The organism is Photobacterium toruni, from assembly GCF_024529955.1.
GTDB classification, from domain to species: Bacteria; Pseudomonadota; Gammaproteobacteria; order Enterobacterales; family Vibrionaceae; genus Photobacterium; species Photobacterium toruni.
In genome coordinates, this window is the sequence record NZ_AP024855.1 from 26575 (window position 1) to 51032 (window position 24458).

At 38.5% G+C, this 24458-nt stretch carries 20 protein-coding genes, 3 pseudogenes and 1 riboswitch; of the genes and pseudogenes, 8 read left to right on the forward strand and 15 right to left on the reverse strand.

Annotation, left to right across the window (positions count from 1 at the left end; translation table 11 throughout):
- Positions 1-50 precede the first annotated feature (50 nt).
- Positions 51-1121: a hypothetical protein gene (locus OC457_RS14290; RefSeq protein WP_080174202.1), complete on the forward strand. Its 1071-nt coding sequence runs from the start codon at positions 51-53 to the stop codon at positions 1119-1121.
- An 18-nt stretch (positions 1122-1139) separates the two neighbouring features.
- Entirely contained in the window at positions 1140-4268 is a 3129-nt protein-coding gene (locus OC457_RS14295; RefSeq protein WP_080174013.1) for an ExeM/NucH family extracellular endonuclease, read from the forward strand.
- A 57-nt stretch (positions 4269-4325) separates the two neighbouring features.
- On the opposite strand, the gene thiE is transcribed toward OC457_RS14295, so the two are convergent.
- The 7 genes and pseudogenes from thiE to thiD form a co-directional block, all read right to left on the reverse strand.
- The gene (gene thiE, locus OC457_RS14300) at positions 4326-4982 is read right to left on the reverse strand and encodes a thiamine phosphate synthase (RefSeq protein WP_080174014.1); all 657 of its coding nucleotides are present in this window, start codon (positions 4980-4982) and stop codon (positions 4326-4328) included.
- Positions 4982-5812 (reverse strand): hydroxyethylthiazole kinase, encoded by an 831-nt coding sequence (gene thiM / locus OC457_RS14305; RefSeq protein ID WP_080174015.1) that lies wholly within the window; start codon positions 5810-5812, stop codon positions 4982-4984. Before thiM ends, thiE begins: the two co-directional genes overlap by 1 nt.
- On the reverse strand, positions 5805-6503 hold the full coding sequence (gene tenA / locus OC457_RS14310; protein WP_080174016.1) for a thiaminase II: 699 nt from the start codon (positions 6501-6503) through the stop codon (positions 5805-5807). The genes thiM and tenA overlap by 8 nt, the downstream gene beginning before the upstream one ends.
- An 11-nt stretch (positions 6504-6514) precedes the next feature.
- Positions 6515-7441, reverse strand: coding sequence for an ABC transporter substrate-binding protein (locus OC457_RS14315; RefSeq protein WP_235866919.1), 927 nt, complete (start codon positions 7439-7441; stop codon positions 6515-6517).
- A 127-nt stretch (positions 7442-7568) separates the two neighbouring features.
- Positions 7569-8297, reverse strand: a pseudogene (locus OC457_RS14320) (ABC transporter permease); the annotation flags it as partial.
- A 70-nt stretch (positions 8298-8367) separates the two neighbouring features.
- Positions 8368-9135, reverse strand: a complete 768-nt coding sequence (locus tag OC457_RS14325; RefSeq protein WP_080174018.1) for an ABC transporter ATP-binding protein — start codon at positions 9133-9135, stop codon at positions 8368-8370.
- A complete protein-coding gene (gene thiD / locus OC457_RS14330; RefSeq protein ID WP_080174019.1) occupies positions 9125-9967 on the reverse strand; it encodes a bifunctional hydroxymethylpyrimidine kinase/phosphomethylpyrimidine kinase in 843 nt (280 codons plus the stop codon). Before thiD ends, OC457_RS14325 begins: the two co-directional genes overlap by 11 nt.
- Positions 9968-10076: 109 nt before the next feature.
- A riboswitch (TPP riboswitch) is annotated at positions 10077-10177 on the reverse strand.
- Positions 10178-10725: 548 nt separating this feature from the next.
- Between thiD and OC457_RS14335 the strand changes: the two genes are divergently transcribed.
- Complete coding sequence (locus OC457_RS14335; protein ID WP_096777823.1) at positions 10726-11862, forward strand: ATP-binding protein; 1137 nt, start codon at positions 10726-10728, stop codon at positions 11860-11862.
- 48 nt (positions 11863-11910) lie between these two features.
- Here the strand turns inward: OC457_RS14335 and OC457_RS14340 are convergent.
- Positions 11911-12150: pseudogene (locus tag OC457_RS14340) on the reverse strand (phage integrase N-terminal SAM-like domain-containing protein); the annotation flags it as partial.
- A gap of 283 nt (positions 12151-12433) precedes the next feature.
- Here OC457_RS14340 and OC457_RS14345 point away from each other — a divergent pair.
- Positions 12434-12916, forward strand: a complete 483-nt coding sequence (locus OC457_RS14345) for a lecithin retinol acyltransferase family protein (protein WP_080174020.1) — start codon at positions 12434-12436, stop codon at positions 12914-12916.
- 125 nt (positions 12917-13041) lie between these two features.
- On the opposite strand, the gene OC457_RS14350 is transcribed toward OC457_RS14345, so the two are convergent.
- Together OC457_RS14350 and OC457_RS14355 are read right to left on the reverse strand one after the other, a co-directional pair.
- On the reverse strand, positions 13042-13548 hold the full coding sequence (locus OC457_RS14350; protein WP_210436072.1) for a GNAT family N-acetyltransferase: 507 nt from the start codon (positions 13546-13548) through the stop codon (positions 13042-13044).
- Positions 13545-13817 (reverse strand): type II toxin-antitoxin system TacA family antitoxin, encoded by a 273-nt coding sequence (locus OC457_RS14355; protein ID WP_017018730.1) that lies wholly within the window; start codon positions 13815-13817, stop codon positions 13545-13547. Before OC457_RS14355 ends, OC457_RS14350 begins: the two co-directional genes overlap by 4 nt.
- A 304-nt stretch (positions 13818-14121) precedes the next feature.
- Here OC457_RS14355 and OC457_RS14360 point away from each other — a divergent pair, with 304 nt between their 5' ends.
- Together OC457_RS14360 and OC457_RS14365 are read left to right on the forward strand one after the other, a co-directional pair.
- The gene (locus OC457_RS14360; protein WP_012535201.1) at positions 14122-14577 is read left to right on the forward strand and encodes a YhfG family protein; all 456 of its coding nucleotides are present in this window, start codon (positions 14122-14124) and stop codon (positions 14575-14577) included.
- Positions 14570-14737, forward strand: coding sequence for a hypothetical protein (locus OC457_RS14365; protein WP_235866910.1), 168 nt, complete (start codon positions 14570-14572; stop codon positions 14735-14737). The genes OC457_RS14360 and OC457_RS14365 overlap by 8 nt, the downstream gene beginning before the upstream one ends.
- 55 nt (positions 14738-14792) lie before the next feature.
- Here the strand turns inward: OC457_RS14365 and modD are convergent, their stop codons facing one another.
- The 5 genes and pseudogenes from modD to OC457_RS20925 form a co-directional block, all read right to left on the reverse strand.
- Positions 14793-15638, reverse strand: coding sequence for a ModD protein (gene modD, locus OC457_RS14370; RefSeq protein ID WP_080174022.1), 846 nt, complete (start codon positions 15636-15638; stop codon positions 14793-14795).
- Positions 15639-15760: 122 nt separating this feature from the next.
- A complete protein-coding gene (locus OC457_RS14375) occupies positions 15761-16612 on the reverse strand; it encodes a hypothetical protein (protein ID WP_080174023.1) in 852 nt (283 codons plus the stop codon).
- Between the two features lie 147 nt (positions 16613-16759).
- On the reverse strand, positions 16760-18040 hold the full coding sequence (locus OC457_RS14380) for a dicarboxylate/amino acid:cation symporter (protein ID WP_080174024.1): 1281 nt from the start codon (positions 18038-18040) through the stop codon (positions 16760-16762).
- Positions 18041-18418: 378 nt separating this feature from the next.
- Entirely contained in the window at positions 18419-18745 is a 327-nt protein-coding gene (locus OC457_RS14385; RefSeq protein ID WP_080174025.1) for a hypothetical protein, read from the reverse strand.
- Positions 18746-18937: pseudogene (locus OC457_RS20925) on the reverse strand (sulfatase-like hydrolase/transferase); the annotation flags it as partial.
- Between the two features lie 212 nt (positions 18938-19149).
- Between OC457_RS20925 and pulA the strand changes: the two are divergent.
- Entirely contained in the window at positions 19150-22464 is a 3315-nt protein-coding gene (pulA, locus tag OC457_RS14390) for a pullulanase-type alpha-1,6-glucosidase (protein ID WP_080174026.1), read from the forward strand.
- Between the two features lie 177 nt (positions 22465-22641).
- The gene (locus tag OC457_RS14395) at positions 22642-24381 is read left to right on the forward strand and encodes a glycoside hydrolase family 36 protein (protein ID WP_080174027.1); all 1740 of its coding nucleotides are present in this window, start codon (positions 22642-22644) and stop codon (positions 24379-24381) included.
- The last annotated feature ends 77 nt before the right edge of the window (positions 24382-24458 follow it).

The following is a 24458-nucleotide window of genomic DNA, read 5'->3' on the forward strand; positions in this document are numbered from 1 at the left end:
TAATTTATTGCACTTTATTAATAATACAAGAAGAAAATATGGATATTTTAGTGAGCAAAAGAACATTACTTTCATGTGCTCTATTAAGTTTATTTACATCAAATATAGCATCTGCTGTAACGATTTATGAAGCTGATAATGGTGATAATATTCAACTGTATGGTGAAGTTGGTGTCGGTGGTCATGTTGGTGCTAATTATGAATATGGTGAATTTTATGACGATAAATCTTATATAGATGATTCTTTTGCTACGCTAGGTGTTAAAGGTCAAAAAGATAAAATGCATTTCCGTTTAGAGCTTGATTATCAACGTGAAAACTGGAAATATGCGACTGGTGATATGGAACTTGCTATAGATAAATTGTATTTAGGTTATGAACTTGGCTCTTATGGTTATATTGAAGCGGGTTTAACTGACACTGCATTTGATGATTATGATCGTTGGGGTGATTTTACTTTTGATACCACAGTCGAAACGGGTGAGGCTGGCGATCAAGATGCAACGATTAAATACGAAGGAAAGTTTAATAAATTTAAGGTCGGCGCATCCTATTCATACGGTTCTACATCGTCATCTGGTGCAAATTTAGGCGATATTGTTAACGGTTATGCTGGCTATTTTGGGGATGATTTCTCTGCTGTTATTGGTTTAGAAGGTAGAGGTGGTGCTGATAGTAGCTCTAAATATGGTGAGCAACGCTTACTTGGTATCGGGTTACGTTACCGTGTAACTGATTATTTATCGGTTGGTGCTAATGGCTTTATTGAGCAAGAAGATATTGCTCAAGAGAAAACAGTTATTGATGCCACAGATCCTGAGAATATTGTTGCAATATATAACGATTATCAAACCGTTGAGCATTATGGGGCATTAGTTTCAGCAAAGTATCAAATCAATAAGCATTGGGATGTTACGGGTTCTGCAAATATTGAAGCTTATGAACACTGGGATCAAGAAAGCCCTTATTGGGATGGTAAGAAAACTTCTTGGGGTAAAGAGCGTTCATGGGTGACGGTCGGTGTTAATTATCAACCAACACCATCAACAATAATAGTATTAGAAGCTAATGCAGGTGAGGCAGCTCAAGATGCTTATGCTTATGCTCGTCTATATTTCTAATTAAAGGGAACTATAATAATGAAAAATAAATCACTCTCTTTATTAGCGTTAGCGGTTGGTGCTGCTATTAGCTCTTCAAGTTATGCGAGTATTAACAACGTATTTATTTCTGAATATGTTGAAGGTTCGTCAAATAATAAAGCGATAGAAATAACAAATATTGGTGATACGGATTATACCTTTGCTGATAATATTAAGCTCTATTATGATGGTGGTAAACATCAGAATGATGTTCAAAAAGCTGATGGTTCATCTGTTATTCAAGGGCTAACTGTTCCAGCAGGAAAAGCCATTGTTGTTATTCATGGTGATGCTAGTCAAGAATTAAAGAATGCGGTTATTGCTAATAAATCGTCTTATGTTGTTGCTGGAACGTATGATGAAGTGAAATATAATTCATTAAACTTTACTGGTGATGATGCGATTTATTTAGGAACGAGTAAGACTGATATTCACGATATTATAGGTGTTGGTGGTAGTGATTGGGGTAAAGATACGACTTTCCGCCGGGTTGAGACAGCTGTAGCCCCACAGTCTATTTACAATGGTGAAAATTGGGTTTCTTTACCAAAAGATGATTTTTCTGGTTTAGGGGATGCGACATTAGCAACTCAGCCTGACAAGGTTTTACCTTGTACTGATGCCGAAGGAATAAGCCGTAAACTTATAGGTGAAGTTCAGGGTGATTCCTATCGTTCACCACTTATTGCTGATGGCAAATATAAGAGTGATGCAGAATACCTCGTTACTGGTGTAGTGAGTGCAGTTACAACTGGATTAGAGAAAGGCTTTTATTTATTTGATGATGATGGTGTAAATACTACATCGAATGGTGTCTTTATTCAGACTAATAAACTGCCAAATACAGATCTGGTTGGTCAAGAAATTTGTGTGCGTGGTTTTGTTGAAGAAGACTATGGCATGACCAAAGTGGTTGCAACGGATGATTTGTGGGAAGTTGTTAATGCAAATGCTGGAAAACCTGCTGCAATAGATTTAGTTAAAATACCGGCAGATGGTGATAGTTTCCAAGCAACATTAGAGCGTCACGAAGGTGTGTTAGTTCGTTTACCTGCTGACATTGTTCTAGAACAAGAAGATGATCAAACGATGCGTATTTCTCGTACGTTCAGTTTTGATTACAGCACTTACCGCAATAATCTAGTATTAGCGTTTGAGCGTCCAAATTTCCAACCTAACCAACATAATGTTGCAGGTAGTGATACATCAAAACAGCAAGCAAACGATAATAATGATCGCCGTTTATATGTTGAAACGGATAGTAAAGCTGCCGATGGTGTAATTCCTTTTTATCCTGATTTTACAGAAGATCCTGTAAATAATCCATTACGAATTAACGATAGTATTGTGGGTTTAGAAGGGGTTCTTAGTTACTCTAAAAACAATTTCCGTTTAATTGCGCAGAATACGATCACAGCGGCTGATGTGATTAGGCATCAACCTCGCCAAGACACACCAGAGGTGAATGATAAAACAGAACATCACAGTTTTGATGTTCGTTTAGCAACGCTAAATGTATTGAATTACTTTAACTCACCATTTGGTGGTGATGATAATCCGTTATCAAGTAATCGTGGTGCGGATAGCGAATCTGAATTTGAACGCCAACAAGCGAAAATTGTTGAAGCTATTTATGGTTTAGACGCTGACATTATCGGTTTAATGGAAATTGAAAATAATGGTTATGGCAGTGCTGGTGCTATCTCTCGTTTAGTGAAAACAGTTAACTTAAAGTACGATCGTGAAAATCCAAGTGATCAAGGAAAGCCTGATCATATCGATAATCGTTATGCCTTTATTGGTATTGATTCTAATGGTGATACGATTGTTGATGAATTAGATACCTTCGGTGGTGATGCGATTACTTCAGGTATGTTATACCGTCCTGCACGTGTATCGTTAGAAAAAGTGAAACAAGTATTAATGCCATCCCAACAGGCGCCGATTATTACGGATAAAAATGGTATCGCATTAGTTGATAGTAAAGGCATGGTGCGTGAAAGTGGTAAAAACTACCAACGCGATATGTTAGCTGCATCTTTTATTGTTAATAATACTGGTAAACGTTTAACTGTCGGTGTTAACCACCTTAAATCAAAAGGGTCGACATGTTGGGAAGATTGGCAAGGTTGGGAAACGTGGGAAAATTTTGATTCTGTGAAAGGCAAAGTAAAAGATGACGATTTCCAAGGTTCTTGTGAAAATTTCCGTGTTGCTGCTGCATATGAGATTGGTAAGCAAATGGAAAAATGGGGTGGAGATCGGGTCATTCTTGGTGATTTAAACTCTTACGGACAAGAAGATGCATTGTTGGTTTTAACTAACAACCCAACAGGTAAAACACTAAAAGCAGCACGTGATACCTTTATTGGTAAGATCCCACAGTTTGGTTCAGAAGGTGGTGTTGTTACTAATAGCTATGGTTATATTAATGCTGTAGAAATGATGAGTGAAAATAAAGAATATGCTGGTTATAGTTACTCATATAATGATGAAATTGGTTCATTAGATCATATTCTTGTCAGTCCATCGCTCAAAGATCATGTTTTAGATGCAACGGATTGGCATATCAATGCCGCTGAATCAACGTTATTTGATTATAACGAAGAGTATAAAGGTGGTAATGCCGATTTATTATATAGCGCTGATGCATACCGTTCATCAGATCATGATCCTGCGATTTTATCTTTAGCATACCGTTATAACCAAGCGGGTGAAGTACCATTACAAATGTTGCTTGATGGTAGTCGCCTATCAGTGCCATATACTTTACCAGCAACTGCACAAGCAAGAGATATTGCTACTATTGCAATTTCGCCAACCCCTGAAAATATGACGCAAGTTTCTTTACCTAAGGTAGCGTTACAGCAAGATGGTGCGCAAACCATAATGTTTGATGTTAACGGCTTAAAAGCGGGTAACTATACCTTTACGCTTTCATTAACACGTTCGACAACAAAAGCCGTTGTTACAGATGCCATGCAGACAATTGATGTTAATGTGACCAAACGTGATGGCTTTAAATCAGAAGTGATCACACCGCCAAACGATGGTTCTGGTGGTTCTTTGGGGATCTTTAGTTTGTTATCTCTATTAGGATTAGGTCTGTTTAGACGCAAACACTAAACGGAATAAATACATTTAAATGGGCTGATGTTTTCAGCCCATTTTTTATATAAAAGTCTAGTAGTTATCGTTAAGTAAAGAGGTGATAGCCATCGCCGCCTGACGCGGATCGTCGGCATGACTGATTGCTGAAACAATCGCGACCCCATCGGCACCTGCTGCCATCACTTCAGTTAAATTAGAGTGATTAATGCCACCAATCGCTACTATCGGAAATGGACACATCGCCGCTGCACGTTGTAAACCGTTCAATCCCCAATGGGTGATTAGATTGGTTTTAGTAGTTGTGGCAAAAATAGCACTAAGTCCAATATAATCAATGGGTAGGTTGGCACAGTCGATAAGTTGTTGCTCTGTTTCAATCGATAGCCCAAGCAGTTTATCTTTTCCTAATAGTTGTCGTGCTATAGTCACTGGTATATCCGTTTGACCTAAATGAACCCCATCAGCATCCACCGCTAAAGCAACATCAACCCGATCATTAATGATCAATGGAATATGACGACCCGTTGTCATATAAGCGTGTTGCAGAATTGCTTTGACGGTTTGAGCTCGCTCAATAAAAGCCCGTACATCACCATGTTTTTCACGAATTTGTACCATAGTCACACCACCCGCGACGGCTTCACGAACAACATGTTCAAGGGTGGTTAGGCTTTGCTGATCGTCGGTAACTAAATACAATAAATAAGGATTGTGATTGTTAGTTATCATCACGCTACCATTGCCATATTTAGTCGCTGTTGAATTTGCTCGGCACTGATGTGATATAAACCATCAATAATATTGAGCTGCAAAGTGGCAGGCCCTGTTGATTGCTCGGCGGCGATTTCACCGACAATGGCATAGATTGCGGTGGCTGCTAGCCCTGATGTTTCACCAATAGCGGCAAATGCACCTGTTAATGCGGTTAATGAACAGCCCATGCCGGTAACATAAGGCATCATGTGATGACCATTGCTAAGACGGATGGTTTGTGATGCTGTCACTACATAGTCAACTTCACCTGAGATAACAACATTGGCGTGGTATTGCGTGACTAACGCATGAGCAGCGGCTAATGCGGTGTCACTGCTATCAAGCGCATCTACCCCTTTGGTTTGGCTGGCTTCACCTGCAAGGGCAATGATTTCAGATGCGTTACCACGAATAATTAGATTATTGGCTTTTGCTGCTAGAGTGCGAGCGGTTTGAGTGCGTAATACACTCGCGCCACAGCCAACGGGATCTAATACAATCGGTTTGTTATTAGCATTTGCTTGTTCAACAGCAAATAGCATCCGTTCAATCCATTCGTTATCAAGGGTGCCAATATTGATCACTAATGATCCTGCAATGTGCATCATCTCAGCCATTTCTTGACGTGAATGCGCCATAATGGGGGATGCTCCAATCGCTAATAAAGCATTAGCCGTATTATTCATCACCACGTAATTCGTAATATTAACCACGAGTGGTTTTTGTTCTCTCACTTGCGCCAGTGCTGAGATAATATGTTGGGTCAAAGAGTCTACGTTAAGGGCTTGCTGTGATGGATTATGCATTGTTGACAGCACCTAATTGATTGTTAACCGTTTCGATATTGAGTCCTTGTTGCCAGAAGGCGATTTCCATTTCTGTTGCGACTTTAAAGGTCTGAATTAATTGCTGACCACGGTGGCTGCATAGCGGAATTTCTGCGAGGAGATTATTAAGATATACCGTCGCTGTAACAACACCTTGTTGATATTCTTCACCGCTATATAACGCAATCCAACTGTGGTAAGGATTGTTGTCAAAGACGGTTTTTGTATCATTAGCTAGCAAGTTACCAATTTCAGCATAACCAATCGCACAGGGAGCAAGAGCAACGTATAAATCAATAATATCCCCCTGCATACCAGCATCTAGCACATAACGCGTGTAAGCGACTGTAGCGACATCTTCTGGCTCTTGTTCCATATCTTGCTCGGTTAAATGCCAAGCGCAACAGTAGTCAATATGGTGGGCAATTTCATGATCCAATAAAGCAGCCACACTTGGCAGAGCACGACGCATATCAGCTAAGGTACGGGCTTTATAAATGGCTAACGCATAAGCACGAGCATATTGTTTTAGAAACAAAAAATCTTGCTTTAAATAATGCATAAAACAATGGTGAGGCAGTGTGCCTTGTCCAAGTTGGATCACAAATGGATGCTGGGTATAGGTGGTCCATTGTGGTTGGCAAGCATCAATTAAATCTTGGTATGTCATGAGATCTCTCCTTAGAAGCTGCCAATATAATTTTTGGCTTGAGGTTGTTGAGTTATAACGTGGTGAGTAAATAAGAACTGAGCGTAATCATCGTAACGTTTAAGATCGACCGCCGCAGGACGTAGTGCAAATCGAGTTAGGGTGTCATTCCACGCTTGATGGTTGAGCTTGTTATCTAAAGTATCAGGTGCGTATTGAATAAATTGTTGCCACGCTGCTTGCGGGTGATTGATGATATACGTTGTTGCTTGAGTTATAGCGGCATTAAAGGCGGTGATCGCTTGGCGGTTATAATGTTTGCTATTAGCAACAAAGATCAATTCATCATAACTAGGTATGCCATTTTCTTCTGGAAAAAACGACGTAGTAGGGTAGCCTTCTAACGCTAATTGGTTAGTTTCAAAGTTACGTAATCCGCCCCAAATAGCATCCACTTTGCCTGAAGCTAATGAAGACGACAGCGCCCAGCCGACATTGACGATATTGACATCACTTAATTTCACATCGTGATCAGCCAGCATGGTGCCAATGGTTGCATCTTCGTTACCTGCAACTGAAATACCAATGGTTTTACCTTTTAATTGAGATAAATCAGAGATACCACTTTTCTTTAATACCATCAATGTATTAAGCGGTGTCGCAATTAGAGTGGCGGTTTTAATTAAAGGTAAACCAGCAGCGACATCAATGGTTAAATTGGGTTGATAAGAAACGGCAAGATCGATTTTATTGGCGGCGACTAATTTCGGTGGTAAAGATGGATCGGCAGGTTGCTGAATATCAACCTCGATTCCATGCTGTTTAAAATACCCGCGTTCATGGGCAATAATAATTGGGCCATGATTTGGGTTAACAAACCAATCAAGCATTAGGCTTATTTTAGTCAGTTTTTGAGGAACAGTTGTTGCATCGGCACTGACTGAGAAGCCAAACAACATTAGCATTGTTGTCGTGATTAACAAGATACGTTTCACAGTAAATCCTTTAAAGAGTGAGTCTAAAATTAGGTATTAGGTATTAGGTATTAGGTATTAGGTATTAGGTATTAGGTAAAGCGTCAGTCTGTTAAGACAGTTGCCATGGAATAAAGCGCTTTAAGAATTTATCGGTAACGAAATACAGCGATATTGATAACAACGATAAAATAAATAGCGCTGCAAACATTTCATCAATCATCATCCGTGCATTAGCTTGCAGCATTAAATAACCTAAGCCTTCGCTCGCGCCCACCCATTCGCCAGCGACTGCGCCAATCGGAGCAATAACCACCGCGACTCGAATGCCAGAAGCTAGTGCCGGTAAAGCAGCAGGAAAGCGAATATATTTAAGTTGTTGCCATTTGGTCGCGCCCATGGTGGCTGATAATTCAAGGTAACCTGTAGGGGTATTACGTAAGCCGTCATAGCAGCATGTGGTGACAGGGAAAAAGATAATTAACGCTGCCATTACTACTTTTGAACCAATGCCATAGCCTAACCACAGCATTAATACCGGAGCGATAGCAAACACAGGAATGGCTTGACTGGCAATCAATAATGGTAATAACCATCGCTTAACGGGCTTAAAGAGCAGCATTTGTAAGGCAAAAAATAACCCTAATGATAAACCGAGAATTAGCCCTAGAATGATCTCTTGGCTGGTCACCCAAGTATTACTTAACAGAACGTCATAGCGGGAGACTAACCGCTGCGCTACAGCCAATGGTGGTGGTAAAATAAAGCTCGGTAAGTGAAACACCATCACGGTGAGTTGCCATAATCCAAGTAGCACGCTAATACTGATCAGTAATCGTAACGGTGTTGCAAGTTCACGCTGTGGGTGTCGTTGTTGACGCGGCGATTTGGTAGCGATTAAATGGGTAATATCAGTCATGATCGTGTGCCAATATGTCAAAAATACGTTGCTGGTGGCTGGCTGAATCGGCGTCAAAACGTCGCGGTGGTAATGATGCGGGTAACGATAACGCCGTTGCAAAAGCGGGCTCGCCTTGCAAAATATACAGTTGATCACTTAATCGAATCGCTTCTTGAGGATCATGGGTTATCAGCACCACGGTTTTATGCTTGAGTAAGTTTACAAATAGATCTTGCAAGCGATAACGGGTGACGGCATCCAATGCGGAGAAAGGTTCATCCATCAATACAATCGGTTGGTCTTGTAACAGTGTTCTCGCAAGGGCGACTCGCTGGCGCATACCACCCGATAATTGTTGTGGTAGTAGTTGATGTTTATCGGCTAAACCAACCTGTTCTAATAATGTCATTGCCCGTTGTTTTAAATTGGGTATTGAATCGTGATGACCGAACTTACTGCTAATACAAACATTGTCTAATACCGTTAACCAAGGCAATAACAGATCTTGTTGCGCCATATAAGCGACTCGTCCCGTTAAAGGCTGATTATCTGAAATATTTAGCTGCCCTTGCCATTCTGTCCGTTCATTGAGTAATCCGGCTAAGAATTTAATTAAAGTACTTTTGCCACAGCCACTTTTACCGACTAGGCAAGTCCATTTATTCGCAGCAATGGTTAAATTCAGATCCTTAATTACAGGGATGCTTTGATGATCAGCAATATTTGAGTGATAGCGTAAACTGCCATTAGTAATGGTGATTTCCAGATCATCGCACATGATGATGACCTGCAAAAAAGTGATTCACAGGACCGTGACCATGACCGATATTGAGTTCATCAGCGGCAGTTATAGCAGCAGTAATGTAGCGTTTAGCCAAGGTTGTTGCTGTTGTAAGATCATTTCCTTGGGCTAAATAAGACGCGATAGCCGCAGACAGGGTACAACCTGTACCGTGAGTATTGTTGGTGTTAATACGAGGGGTGGTGAGTTCAATAACATCAGTCGCGAGAATCAGTAAATCAGTGCTATCACTACTTTGTTCTAAATGCCCACCTTTGAGTAATATGGCATGAGGATTAATATTTCGTAATGCGCTGATCATCGATTGCATATCAACCAGTGATTGTGGAATGTCTAACCCCGTTAATGCTGCAGCTTCTGGCAAGTTAGGGGTAATAATATCAGCCAGTGGCAGTAATTCTGTTTTGAGGGTGGTAATGGCGTGTTGTTGTAATAATACATCACCACTGGTGGCTACCATTACTGGATCAATGACTAAAAATGGTGGTTTGTAATGACGAATTTTTGCAGCAACCAGTCGAATAATATCACTGTCGGCGAGCATGCCAATTTTGACGGCTTGAATATTTAAATCGCTGAATACGGCGTCCAGCTGTTGCTCAACCATATCAAGAGGAATGGCTAGTATGCCGCTAACGCCTTGCGTATTTTGGGCGGTAATCGCCGTAATAACCGAGCAAGCATAACTGCCTGTTGCTGAAATAGCTTTAATATCAGCTTGAATACCCGCGCCGCCGCCACTGTCTGATCCGGCAATGGTCAATACAATAGGCGTCGTTGTGTGATGTGATGATAAGGTGTGTGACATACTTCATTCCTTACGCGCTAGCATCAGGAACAAGTATCAAGCGGATCGAAGTGTAAACTGCGGTAAATGTGTGCAGTTATGACTTAGCTTGCATCTATTAACGTTGGTAATCCGTTGATAGTTAGTTCCCTCCGCCAGTGCTAACTGGTTCAGGTTCAACGGGTCCCACTATTACAGTGATCTCAGCTTAACGCCCCCCGACTAATGGCAATTATCCTAATCCAGAATAATTGGGTTGTCACTCTATTTTATTAAGAAATAACAACTTACAAATGTTATGCGAGATTGTTAATAAATGACATATTAATTTGGTGAATATTTAATCGTTGTGATATTTTTTCAAATGGGACTGAAATGGGACACGATTGTTTTAATGCCCGCGAGGGCGATAGGGAATCTACTTGCCGCGCGTTGAGTTTTTAAAATAAAGATATGGCTGTCCTATGTTCCTAAGCTCATTCTTTCAGATAACCCATACACCCAAACAACAGCCGTCATTCCCTACAGTGAATGCCCGCGAGGGCGATAGGGAATCTACTTGCCGCGCGTTGAGTTTTTTAAAGTAAAGCTATGGCTGTCTTATGTTCCGCAAGTGCCCGATTTTGTGATTATTATCGGGATTAATAACTAAAAATGTATCTGATTTATAGAGATTTTTATATTATTGCGAGATAAATACGGGCTCATGTTCAAAGAACAAATTCGGGCAAGTTGTTAATATAATAAGTTGTTATGACAATATGTTGGGTTGAGAAATTATGAAGTATTTGAAATCTAAAGTAGAAAGAATAATAAAAAACATCAAAGATAATGGTGATTTTCCTAACGAAAATAATCATCTTGATTACAAAGTTACAATGAATCTATCGGAGAGTAAAAAACCGCATGAAATGTTTTTAATGAATTTTGCAAAAGATATTATTTCTTTTGCAAATTCAGATGGTGGAATAGTTTTACTTGGTATCAAAGAGAATAAAGCTTTAGGTATCTATGAAGATAATGGTTTGGATTCTAGTGTTATTGAAATCTTAGATAAAATTGATTTAAATGATGTGAGCCAAGCGATTGAAAAAATTGTTAAAACCACAATATTGGTTGAACTTCAAAAGTTTAAAATCAGTACTCGTACTTATTACTACATATTAATAGAAAAAAGCAATCAAGTAATCGTGCCTGTATTAGATGCTAAAGAGAGTAAAATATACAAAGGTAATATTTATTACCGTATGTCAGGAAAAAATGAACAGGCTAATAAATCAACAAGTGATTTCAATAGGTTCCTTCAATTAAAGGCAAATGAAAAAAGTAAGGAATTTATGGAAATATGGTCAAAACTGATGCCTGAAATGTTTGAAATAAACCCGCGTGAAGTTTTGATTTTGAATCCACTGCAAAATAAAGTTTATGGATTCAATGGAAAAGATAATATTTTATCGGAAACCGATGTGGAAATTGATAAAAATGATGATGGTGTGTTTAACATTATATTAAATGCAATTTCAGCTGGTGAAATAGGAAAAATCACGACTAATGAAGGTAAGCCATTATACAAAATTGTAGGTGAGATTGTTAATGATAAAGATCGTGTTAGTCTTTCTAATATTGAAGTTGCAGTAAAAAGTAAAACTAATTACAAATTTAATAATGTACAACTAAAGCAAGTGATCGCATATTTGGGTTGGGTAAGTAATGCCAACTTTAAAATTAACGAGCCTGATTTGTCTGTTCTATGTGAGGGCTTTAGTGAATATATCTGGCTTGAAACAGTAGATAGTATTAAAGGTAGTAAGAAAATAACTTTTTCTACAGAGGCGGTAAATCCTATTGTTGAAATAATTAATAATAGTCAATTACACCAAGATGTATTTAAAAAAGATTTAGTATCTCAATTGTAAATGTCATAACAGATAAGAAAACATCAAAACATAGGACACCCATAACTTTCGTAATCCATTTTGATCAATTCTGACTGTGCTCCATGAATGGGTTTTAATCAGTTGAGCAAAGTATCGCTTGAGATCATCAGTGGTTAACGTATCAGGTGATTTATCTAAATGGTGAGTAATGCGACGAAGTGCACGACTATAACCATCAATCGTGGCTGGACGTTTACCTTGCAAGGTTAGGTGGGTAACATGTTGTTCATAAAGATAATCTGAACGTTGTTGTTGTTCGTTATTCATCATAAATACTCCATTATAAGGAGTATTAAAGGTAGCTTAATCGCTGTCTGCTTTACTCTGCCGCGCAGCGGCTTCGTTCAACAAATGCATCAACACGATTTGCTACACTCGGCGTTGTCAGTTTGCCTTTAATTTCAGTGATTAAGGCAGTAAAATTCAGTTAAGTCTGTATCGTAGCAAACGTGTTATGCAGGCGTTATACCGTTTCTTTTTGCGTCAAATACCTTGAAATTACGCCAATAGCCACAATATATAAAAGGTTAATATTTTAAAGGATTAAATTTTGAAAACTATATCTGTAAAACCTGGTGATGTTCTTGTATCAGATTTTGGTGTTTACCAACATTGGTCTATTGTTACTGACAAAGTATGTACTAAAGGAACACCGCTATTAATATCCGCAACACAAAGAAATGGGACAGTTCAAGAAGAACCTTGGCATGATGTTACCCAAGGTAAAAAGACCTACGTTACAAACGCTAAATTTTCTAAACCTATATCTAAGGTGTTATCGGATGCTAGGTCTCAAATTGGTCTATGGCCTTATTCCGTAACATCTAAGAACTGTGAGCACTTTGTTAAGTGGGCAACAGGATTAAAGGTAACATCTACACAGGTTACTGTCGGTGTAGTAGGCGCTGGTGCAGGAATAGCCTTAGTTGGTCTATGTTCCGAGAATCCTAAATTTGCAAAATTTCTAGGTTGGTCAATTTTACTTGGTGGTTTAGCTGTCTTAGGGGCGAAAGCTGTTGAAAAGGTAGATTAAGTAACGGTATAACAAAGCAATCAACACGATGCTTATTACACTCGGCATTCGCGGTTTAGAGTATAATTGAGTTTGGTAAGTAAGGCGTTCAGCACGTGTTATTGCGGCGTTAACTGCTTCTCGGTTTAAATTAATTCACCGATACTAGCTCTAATGTCTGCAATTGTAATAAACAGTTTGTTATTAGCGTCTTTGAATGCGGTAAAGCCGTATTTTTTATAGAAATATTCAGCGCCATCTTTTGCATCAACAATGACGACAGGGAAGGCGATTGTTTCACTTGCCATTAATAGTTTTCTAAGCGCATCAATCAAAAGCCACTCACCGAAACCCAGACCTTTGTATCTATGGTCAACGGCTAAGCGGGCAATCAAACCACCCGAAGTTACAGTGTGATGTTTCTTCTGTAATTTAGGAGGTAAATCCTGAATATCAATGGGTGTCATGGTTAATGTGTAATAACCAATAATGTGCTCAGGACATTGGTTATCTTCAAGAACAAAAGTACGAGTATTGTCTTTCTTAGCTTGTTGGCTTGCCATAACTTTTAAGTAATTATTGAGTGCGGTAATGCCACAATCAAAACGATTTCGGTCATGTTTAGCTTTTTCTAATTGGACAGTATTCATTATTGAGTTTTATCCATATAGCGTGAAGCGGCTTTTTGTAATTTGCTATTTGGTTTAGCTGGTTGGTCTAACGCTGTCATTAACGTCATAGCATCTTGCTGACTTAGTTGTAGAGCACGTTCACGTTCCATAATAGTTTTAGCTTTTTCTACAGCCGCACTAAGCACAAATGAGTTAATGCTAGACATACCAGCAATAGCTGCAGCTTGAGACAGTAGTTCTTGTGTATCAATATCTACACGCGCTGTAATACGAGGTAATGCAGTTGCCATAATAATCTCCATTCAGTGTCAAAGTGGCACAAATGAATTGTAGTTTAATTATTATACGTTGACAAGTTTTGTGTCACTTTGGCACGTAGTTAACAAGTGCATCAACACGATTTGCTACACTCGGCGTTGTCAGTTTGCCTTTAGTTTCAGTGAGTAAGGCGTTAAAATTCAGCTAGGTCTGTATTGTAGCAAACGTGTTATGTAGGCGTTAACTGCTTCTTTGTTAATTTAGCTTTCAAATATGGTAATCATTCCCTTTGAGTCGTAGACTAATATTATTTCCGCATAAATGTGCGAGGTCAGCATGAAGTACGAATTATTAGTTTTAGCTGCAATGACACGATTGGAATCTCCAAATACTCAAGCTATCGTGGCTGCAACTGGGATTTCTGAACGTAAAGTACAATCCGTAGTTAATTCATTAGTTGAAAATTTAGGCTTAAACATTCAAAGAGAGCGCCAAGGTCGAACCTTCCGTTTTTCTATTAATAGCTGGGGTGTTTTTGAATCAGGGAAAGCGATCCAGTCTCAACTTAATGATATTGATTTAGTCATGCCAAGTAATTCAATGCTTTCTTCTTACGAAGAAAAGCATGCCTATTTCGAGCAAGTTAAAATGGATAACTTTAAAGAAAGTATGCGTTTAGAAGGGCATGATGTTGCTAGTAATTTTGATTTATCACTCGACAGAGAGCAACAACGTCAAATTTTGTTAAACAAATACTCAAACGTAAATTCGTTAGAGGCGCTCAATGGCTGATAAATATGGCACAACACAAGATCCATATACTTACGAAAATAGTACGGTTCTTGTTAATAAGCTCAATATCAACAATGAAGCGGTATTAGAGGCTGCTGAACGTGATTTAACAACGTTAGCTGCAATGTATATAGAGTTTCTAAAAATAGGACAGCCATAGCATTATAAATTTGGAAAAGTAATTGCAATGGCTGTGTTGTTATTACTCTCTAGAATTAGACAGGAGTGATAATAACTTTGATATCTTCAGGCTCAGCATAATAAGGTGCGGAGGTTATTAATAAATTCACACCCGTTTGTGCGTATTGTTTAGCATTGCTGATATTGATGCCGCCAGCAACAGATAGTATGGTCGGTGAGCCTGATTGTGTGAGTTGTCTTATTGCTTGGCTAACTTGCTCGGTAGTAAATTTATCAAGTTGAATAATATCAGGTGCGCCTTTTAGGATTGCAGCAACTTGATCAAGTGTATCTGCTTCGACAGTAATTTTATTTTCTGGTGCTTGTTGGCGGAGTTGATTGATTTGTAGCTCAAAGTTATTTGGTTCGGCGCAGAGACGACGATGGTTAGTAAAGACTAAAATGGTTTCACTAAGACCTGAGCGGTGAATATGCCCACCTCCTGCTAATACTGCTGCGGTTGCTAGTTTGCGCGTTCCCGGAATACTTTTTCTGGTGCAGGCAATAATGGCGTGGGGATTAATACTTTTCACTTGGGCGACCATTGCTGCAGTATATTGTGCGACACCACAACTCCATTCAAGTACCAGTTGAACCGCCTTCCATCCCATATGTAATTGTTCTGCTTTTCCTTCGACTTCAATCAATACAGTATTGGGAGTTACATCTTCACCACTTGCAACATGAATAATAGGCTGTAGCCCCAGTTTGATGAGTAATGCTGTAGCTATCTCAATACCAGCAACGCGTCCTGCTTGTTTTCTTTTAAATACCATTTTTCCCATGTGCTTACTAATGCCAAGCGTGCGAGTGGTAAGATCGCCTCGGTAGGCATCTTCAAGTAAAAGCGCATCAAGTTCTTGATCAGAAAAATACAACATATAATCTCTATGTGAATAGATAAATCAGTAAATATACGATATATACTAAACTACATATCGTGAGAATTAAAGGCACATAGTGACAATAAGTGGCATTGTCTTACCTGATTTTTTATTACTATTTAATCGGCAATAATATCCGTTGTATTTGCGATATTGACACCTAAAGTGATCATTCTTTCAATAAAAGCTTGTGCTTGTTGTTCAAAGCCAGCGACAGGGCTGGTGGTATCAATAAGGATTGTTAATTTATTAATATTAGCTGGTGATAGTTTATCAACCATTTGTTCTACTGTACTGGCAACACAGTGAGATAGGGCTTGTCCTGAAATAAAGACGCGATCACTCTGTAAAACTAATGTCGTTAGTTGGGGATCAAATTGGGTCTTTATATCATCGTGTAGTGGGTATTCAGCTTCACAACCACCATAGTGCTCAGTATGTGGATTTTCACCTTTAGATAGGGTGCGCTGTAACAGTGCAGTCTGTTTTTCCCAAGCATCAATCGCTGCTTGAATTGGAGCAACAATGGTATGTCCTACGGAATCAATAACACAGTGGGTTGGCCAGATAATAAGGCTGTATTTACCTGTTTGCTCAAGGGCTTGAGTATATTTAAGGACGTGATCAAGTAGTGCTAAATTGGTCGGTTGCCATAATCCATCGATTATATTTTGATGGCTAATAAGGGTAAAAGGTGCTGGATGTTGACCATGCTTATTTTGCCAATAAAGCGCATGAGCAATATCGTATTCATGGTGGCTATCAAGGGTTACAACGATAGTGTTGATGTTATTTCGTTGCTTATTAATAAATGTCGCAAGTTGTTGAGCATCTTCCCATGAATGAGGAACAGGAAGAGAGGGAGAGATTGTCGTTGAGTGTGCGTCTAAAGTGAGTTGCTCATGTAATGGAACATCATAAAAGTCGTATTGAGGATCAATGATAAGTAATGATGTTATTGTTTGAGGCATGGCATACTCCTTTATGCTTTGAGATTCGAGTGAAAGGTCGGTAAAAAAGTGGGCTAAATATACGTGGGTGAGCAGTAATTGAAAAGAAATAAAAAAGGGTTGCGAAACAACCCTTTTTAAAATGGAATCGGTTAGATTTGTTAACTATTACCCATTCATTTTTGTCCCTTCAAGTAAAGGATCGTCTAAATCAAGATCTTGATTGGGTAATCCTTCGATATTATGAGAGATCACCGCTGTTGTAATACCGTTACCTAAGACGTTGATGGCTGAACGACCCATATCTAAAATATGATCGATCCCCATTAACAATAGGATCCCCGATGCTGGAATATGGAAGTTTGGTAGTGTTGCTGCTAATACAACAAGCGCTGAACGAGGAACGCCTGCGATGCCTTTTGATGCCAGCATTAAAGTTAGCATTAAAGTAAATATCTCTGAGTTTGACAATGAAATGTTATATGCTTGAGCAATAAACATGGCTGAAAAAGAGCAGTAACACATTGAACCAACGAGATTAAAAGAGTATCCCAACGGCAGTACAAAAGATGCTAAATTCTTAGAACAGCCAAATTTAATTAATTGTTCCAATGTCTTAGGGTAGGCAGCTTCAGAACTTGTAGTAGAGAAAGCAATTAAAATAGGGTCTTTTAGCATTGAGACTAAGGTGACCACTTGTTGCTTAATAAAGATATAACCAAGACCAATTAATATCAGACTAGTAATTAAAATGGTTGTGTAAAACCCAAAAATAAATTGCGTGTAATTTAAAAGAACATTCAAACCTTGAGTGGCAATAATAGCTGAAATAGAAGCAAAAATAGCAAAAGGGGCAAACAGCATTACAATATTGGTCACTTTTAGCATTGTATTAGAAATAGCTTCTAATAATGATACCAATTGTTCATTTTGTTGTTGAGGAATAGATGCTCCTGCGATACCAAAAAATAAAGAAAAAATGACAATTTGTAATATCTGATTACTCGCCATCGCACCAACAATACTGGTTGGTATCATATGAGAAATGAATGATCTAAAAGATAAACTATTGGTATCAATATTCAGTGATTGGACATTGGTTGAAATTAAGTTCATACCTGAACCGGGTTTGATTAATACAACCATGATCAAGCCAATGAATATTGATAATACCGATGCAACAATAAACCAAGAAATAGCCCGTCCACCAATATTGCGAATGGCTGATATATCTTTTAATTTCATTATTCCAGAGGTTAATGTGCAAAATATTAATGGTGCGATAACCATTTTGATTAAATTCAAAAAAATATCGGTGAGTAATGTGATGTTATCAGACCAAGATTGTTGTGTTTTTGGTTCAAATGATTGATTAATAATAAATCCAATACCTATTCCTAATAACATAAATATTAAAATATATTTCGTTAGTGTGTTTATACTTTTCATACTTTCCTTTTTATAAATCTATAAATATTTTATGAATAACTTACTTGTTATCGCAGGAATATTAACGTCATTAGTTTGATAATAATAATTAATAGTAATTATTACCTTAATAAGAAATTATTATGATGGTTTGAATGGTATACGTTTTTACTCAGTAAACCAGCAGGTCAAAAAGTAAAGATTATTGGGCGTTGGTTAAATATAATAAATATTCAATATTTTATAAAATTGTTTTTAGTAAGGTAAAATATATTACGTTTATAAAAAGAGTATGGATATGGTTGATATATTTTATAGTATTAACTTTATTTCAATATTTTTGTGGGATAAAAAAAGCCTCTTAATTTTGATAAATTAAAACTAAGAGGCGAGAATATATTAATCTTTAGTGCTTTTAGTTTGTGTAGACTTTATTTTATCCCATTGATAGAAATCTTGCTTATAAGACAAACTTCCCCATAACGCACAGGCATTAGCGACTTTTATTTCATTGGTTGGTAATTCATGTGGTACTAGGACATGAGTTGTTGGTTCATAGTGAAAGGTCATTACGTCTTTGTTTGGTTGAAAGACGACAGCATGATTATCTTTGTTTAGCCACGCAAAGTTATGGTGGTATTGCATAATAGCTCTTTGCTTATGTGGTTCGACTTCTTTGGTGAGATCATTACCCATCATTGGATGATAGGCATTAATACCAGCCATTGATAATAACGTTGGTGGTAAATCGATCTGACTGGCTAATTGATTATCTTCATATACAGATATACCGCCACCAAAAATTACCGCAGGAATATGGAAGCAGTCTATTGGTACGATTTGATCACCATAAGCGCGTGAATCATGATCTGCAACGAGTACAAAAATAGTATCGTCCCAATAATCTGATTTTTTAGCGTGTTCTAGAAATAAACAAAAAGATTAATTTTATTAGTGATGTTGAGGGCTAACAACTGTCGTTTTTGTAGCCCTACAGAATGTGATTGGTTGTGAATAAAAAATAAAAAGCCATTATTATTTTGGTCATTTAATGCTTTTCATCACAATGTGTAGTGATTGCCTTTTCTTATGATGCATGCAATTTCAATATGTTCCATAAGGATATTAGCATGATTTATAAGCGTTCATTACTCTCGTCTTCCATCTTATCTATTATTGCCACCCTCGCTATTAGTGGCTGTAATGATAGTTCATCGTCAAAGGCGGTTGATGATAGCGTCTATTTTGATACCACAAATCCGCCTAAGATTGCGATTGAATTACCACCAACAAATGGTCCTACAGCAACGCTAAATAGTGTTGGTGAAGTATCAGAGCCTATACAAGCTAAAGATGGCGAGGCCGTGGTTTATTATGTTGCTAAATCAGGAACAAGCCGTAGTAATAACTTTGCTAATTATAGTCTTCATATCTGGAACAATGAACAATGTGATCGCGCGGCAAATAATATGGTGAATGGATCATGGAATAATACTCAAAATTCACCAACAGGCGTTGATAACTTAGGACCGTATTGGAAGATTAATCTTAAAGATGGCAACAGTAATTGTATTAATTTCATTTTGCGAGATGACAAGCTAACTAATCCGTTAGGGGGCGATATTCGATTAGATTTCACTCAAATACCTGATCGTACCGCATCATACATAGCGGGTGATACCAAGGCTAAAAATTCGCGTGAAGAAGCATTTATTGTTATGTCTGGTGTGGCTAATGCTGAAGCTCACCTTATTGGTACAAATACGTTAGTGTGGAATGGTGCGAGTAATGCTGAACAAGTACGGATGTATGTATCATTAAAAGGCGGTATTCAGCCTAACGAGAGTTATCAATATACTGCGGATTATATTGTACTAGAGCCGATTGAATTAACTGCACAACAAGAAACGCGTTTCCCTTATCTTGCGGGTCAACAAGCTTATAGCATTCCTAATGATGTAGATATGCGATCCATTGTTAAAGCTGAAAATGTTGTGTTAGCGGTTGATAAACAAGGCACAGTATTAGCAGGCACTAAGATTCAATCGGCAGGGGCGCTCGATCAACTGTTTGCAACTAAAGCACAATCAGCACAACTAGGTGCAACAGTGACGGATAGTGGAGTGCAATTTAAATTATGGGCTCCGACCGCGCAAAATATTGTTCTGGTTTTATTTAATGATGAAAAGAAAGAACTGGGGCGATTGCAGATGGATTTTGATTCGCAGTCAGGTGTTTGGTCTTCTGTTACAGATAAAGCAAAAGATGGAACGTATTATCGTTATTTAGTTAATGTATACCATCCAGTATCTGGCAATATTGAGCAATACCAAGTTACAGATCCTTATTCATTAAGTTTAGCGATGAATTCTACATATAGCCAAGTCGTTAACTTAAACGATCCAACCTTAAAACCTGAAGGGTGGGATGAATTAGCGCGTCCAAGAGATCAATCAAATCCAAGTTCTTTTGTCATTTATGAAGCCCATGTACGTGATTTTAGTGCGCATGATCAATCGACCAAAGCGGCGTATCGAGGTAAGTTTAAAGCGTTTACACAGGCTGACTCTGTACCCGTTAATCACCTTAAAAAATTGAGTGATAATGGTGTAACACACCTGCATTTATTACCTGTGTTTGATATTGCGACCATTAATGAAGATCCACAACAGGTTGCTAATATCGATCAACCTTTCTCTACGTTATGTCAAGTTAATCCAAAGGTAGCTAGCTCATTATTCAGTGGTGATTGTAATAGTAATTTAACCATTGCTGAAGTGCTTGTTCGTGAACAAAATAGCGATAATGAAAAAAACCCTAAAGTCCAGATGCTCAATCGACTAATCTCGGAAACTGATAGCTTTAACTGGGGTTATGATCCTTTTCATTACACAGCACCTGAAGGTTCTTATGCCACAAATGCTGAAGGCAAAACCCGTATTTTAGAAATGCGAGAAATGGTTAAAGCGGTTAAGCAAGATATTAAGATGAATGTGGTGATGGATGTCGTTTATAACCATACTAATTCTGCAGGCCCGCTAAGTGATACTTCGGTATTAGATAAAATTGTTCCTTGGTATTACAACCGCTTAAATCCAACAACGGGTGCAGTAGAAAATTCCACTTGTTGTTCAAACACGGCACCAGAACACGCGATGATGGCGAAGCTGATTAAAGACTCGCTGGTGGTATGGTCACGTGATTATAAAATTGATGCGTTTCGATTTGATCTCATGGGACATCATCCTTTAGCGCAAATGAAAGATGCATTAGCTGCAGTACAAGCTGTGGATCCTAAAACATATTTTTACGGTGAAGGTTGGAATTTTGGCGAGGTTGAAAATGACCGTTTATTTATTCAGGCAACGCAGCCTCACCTAGCAGGAACGGGTATTGGTAGCTTCTCTGATCGTCTTCGTGATGCTGTTCGTGGTGGTGGTCCATTTGATAGTGGCAATGCTCTGCGAGAAAACCAAGGTTTTGGTAATGGTGCTTATGTCCAACCAAATAAGATGAGCACAACCAGCAAAAAAAGTGCGCTTCATGCAGCTGATTTAGTCCGCTTAGGTATGGCTGGCAATCTAAAGGCATTCCAGTTTGAGAATGCACAAGGTCAACGTATTCGAGGTGATCAACTTGATTACAATGGACAACCCGCAGGCTATGCAAAAGATCCTACTGAAATTCAAAATTACGTCTCTAAGCATGACAACCAAACGTTATGGGATAATCAACAATATAAGATCCCTTATGAAGTAACAGCTAATCAACGAGTACGCATGCAGGCGGTGTCGTTAGCAACAGCAATGTTGGGTCAAGGTGTACCATTTACTCATATGGGATCTGAGATATTACGTTCTAAATCAATGCAAAGAGACTCTTACGATTCTGGTGATTGGTACAATAACGTTGATTTTACATTGCAAGATAATAACTGGAATAAAGGCTTACCACGTAAAGATAAAGATGGTGATAACTATACTATTATTGAGCAAATCATTGATGGCAGTGGCGCAAATGCAAAACCAAATAACCAAGAGATCCAACAAATGCTGGATTATTATCTTGATCTTGCCAATCTACGCCAGCATTACCCATTAATAACATTAGGAACAGGAACGGAAGTGATTAAGCGGGTGGCTTTCTATAATACAGGCACTACGCAAAAACCGGGTCTGATTGTTATGGGCATTAATAATGGCCGTGGAATGCAAGATATTGATCCAACACTTGATGCGATGGCGATTGTGATTAATGCGAGCCCTGATAGTCAATCGTTTGATATTGGCGCGACTGGGTTTGAGCTTAGTAATAAATATAAATCGAATTTGGCTAAGGGTACAACAGTTAACGGCAGTGTCTTAACCGTTCCTGCATGGACTCCTGCCGTCTTTGTTATGCCACGAGGGAATGTTCGTTCACAAGGCTTAGCTGTTATTCAATAACATTTACGTAATAAAATTAGCGGCAAAGCTCTTTGTCTAATAAGATAAAGAGCTTTTTTTTAGCCAGAATATTCGATTATCTTTTGTTGCAATTCTTAATTTGTGTAAACGATCTCATTTTGTAGGGGTACAGTACGGGTAAAGTGGATAATCCTTTATTATTCTTGAAGTTATAAGATGTCCTGTATCCTAAATTCTATTGTTTTCCAACCCGCGGCGCATATTGTGATTTCTTTGCAGAATGAACAACTTCTTCCTTGTTATCAGTTAGATAATCACTTGCAGATAGTCAGTCCTCAGACACAAATTGGACGGTTTACTTTCCCTTATCAAGGCACCGAAACGATTATTGGCGATGGTTTTCAAATGTTGGCACAAACAGCTGGGACTATTGAGCAACCTGTTGCTATTGGTCGTTGTCCTGATAACAATAGTGAATACCGTATTTACCCGCAAGATGCGCCGAATCGTTACTATAACTATCTTGTTATTGAACAAAATAAGACATTTACGTTATTTGGATTTACATCATGCCATCGCTTTGCTGGGTATTTTGAAATTCATGATCAAGCGGTATATGCTTTTGTTGATGGTGAATCTTGTCAATTTCAAGCTAATGAGTCTGATTTATTAGCACTTGAAAATATAATCACGATTGTGGGCACTAGTCTTGAGGAGATTTATCAGCTTTTTGCACAAGCAATTAATGACAATCACCCTAAACGAAATCAACAGCTTTCATCACCGATAGGTTGGTGTTCGTGGTATGCCTATTATGCTGGGGTTTCCGCACAAGATATTGATCTAAATGTAAGCGTAATGGATGACGATAATTCGGCAATTGAGTGGGTATTACTTGACGATGGCTATCAGGCTTATATGGGCGATTGGTTAACCCCCTCTGAACGTTTTACTGATGGAATTAAAACGGTTATTGCAAATATTAAACAGCAAGGGAAAAAACCTGGAATATGGTTAGCGCCATTTATTGCAGAGCCTAGCTCTGCTATTTTTAAACAGCATCCCGAGTGGTTTGTTCGTCATTATGATGATGGTGAGTTATTAAAAGCAGAAACAGTGACCTATGGTGGTTGGCGTTGTACTCCTTGGTATATTCTTGATACGTCTCATCCACAAGTCCAAGCGCATTTAACTCATGTCGTAAAGACAATGCGTGAAGAGTGGGGCGTTGAATTGTTTAAGCTTGATGCTAATTACTGGGGTACATTAAAAGGACAGCGTTATCAACGTGATTGTACTGGGGTGATGGCTTATCGTTTGGGAATGGAAGCGATTGCAAAAGGGGCTGGTACTGCTTGGCTATTAGGGTGTAATGCGCCAATGTGGCCATCACTCGGTTTAGTCGATGCAATGCGCGTTTCTGATGATGTTGAGCGTAACGATCATCGTTTTAGCCAAATAGCGCAAGAGACGTTTTATCGCAGCTGGCAGCATTTAAATTTATGGCATCTTGATCCTGATTGTGTGACGCTTATTGATCTTGTGAATCAAAAAACAGATCACCAAAGTTATCTCTTTCATCGCGACGTATTATTAGCCGCTGGTGGATTATTATTATCAGGGGATCCACTAGCGCAATGGACTCATTTTGCCCAGCAAAGCTTTTTACAATTAGTTCATCGTCAGCAATTAAGCCAACAAGCTGCAGTATTTAAAGATTTACGTTTAACAACCGCAGAATTAGTATTACCACAGTCTGATGGCTCGGTAAAACAGCTGTATTTTGCGTTTAATTATATTGATGATACTGAAAAAGAGCTTCTATTCGAGGCACAAGATGCGACAGATTGGTTTGATTTTTGGAGTGGAGAGTGTGTCGCGAAAAACACCCCCACTTATAAAATAGACATGGGATCTGGATTAGAAAGCCATGTTTTTTATACTGTTAAGGCTTAGTTTCTTGGGATGTTATTTTTAGAGAATAACAGCTAAAAGTAAGTGATCCCCCTGCAATAAGTGATTATTGCAGGGGG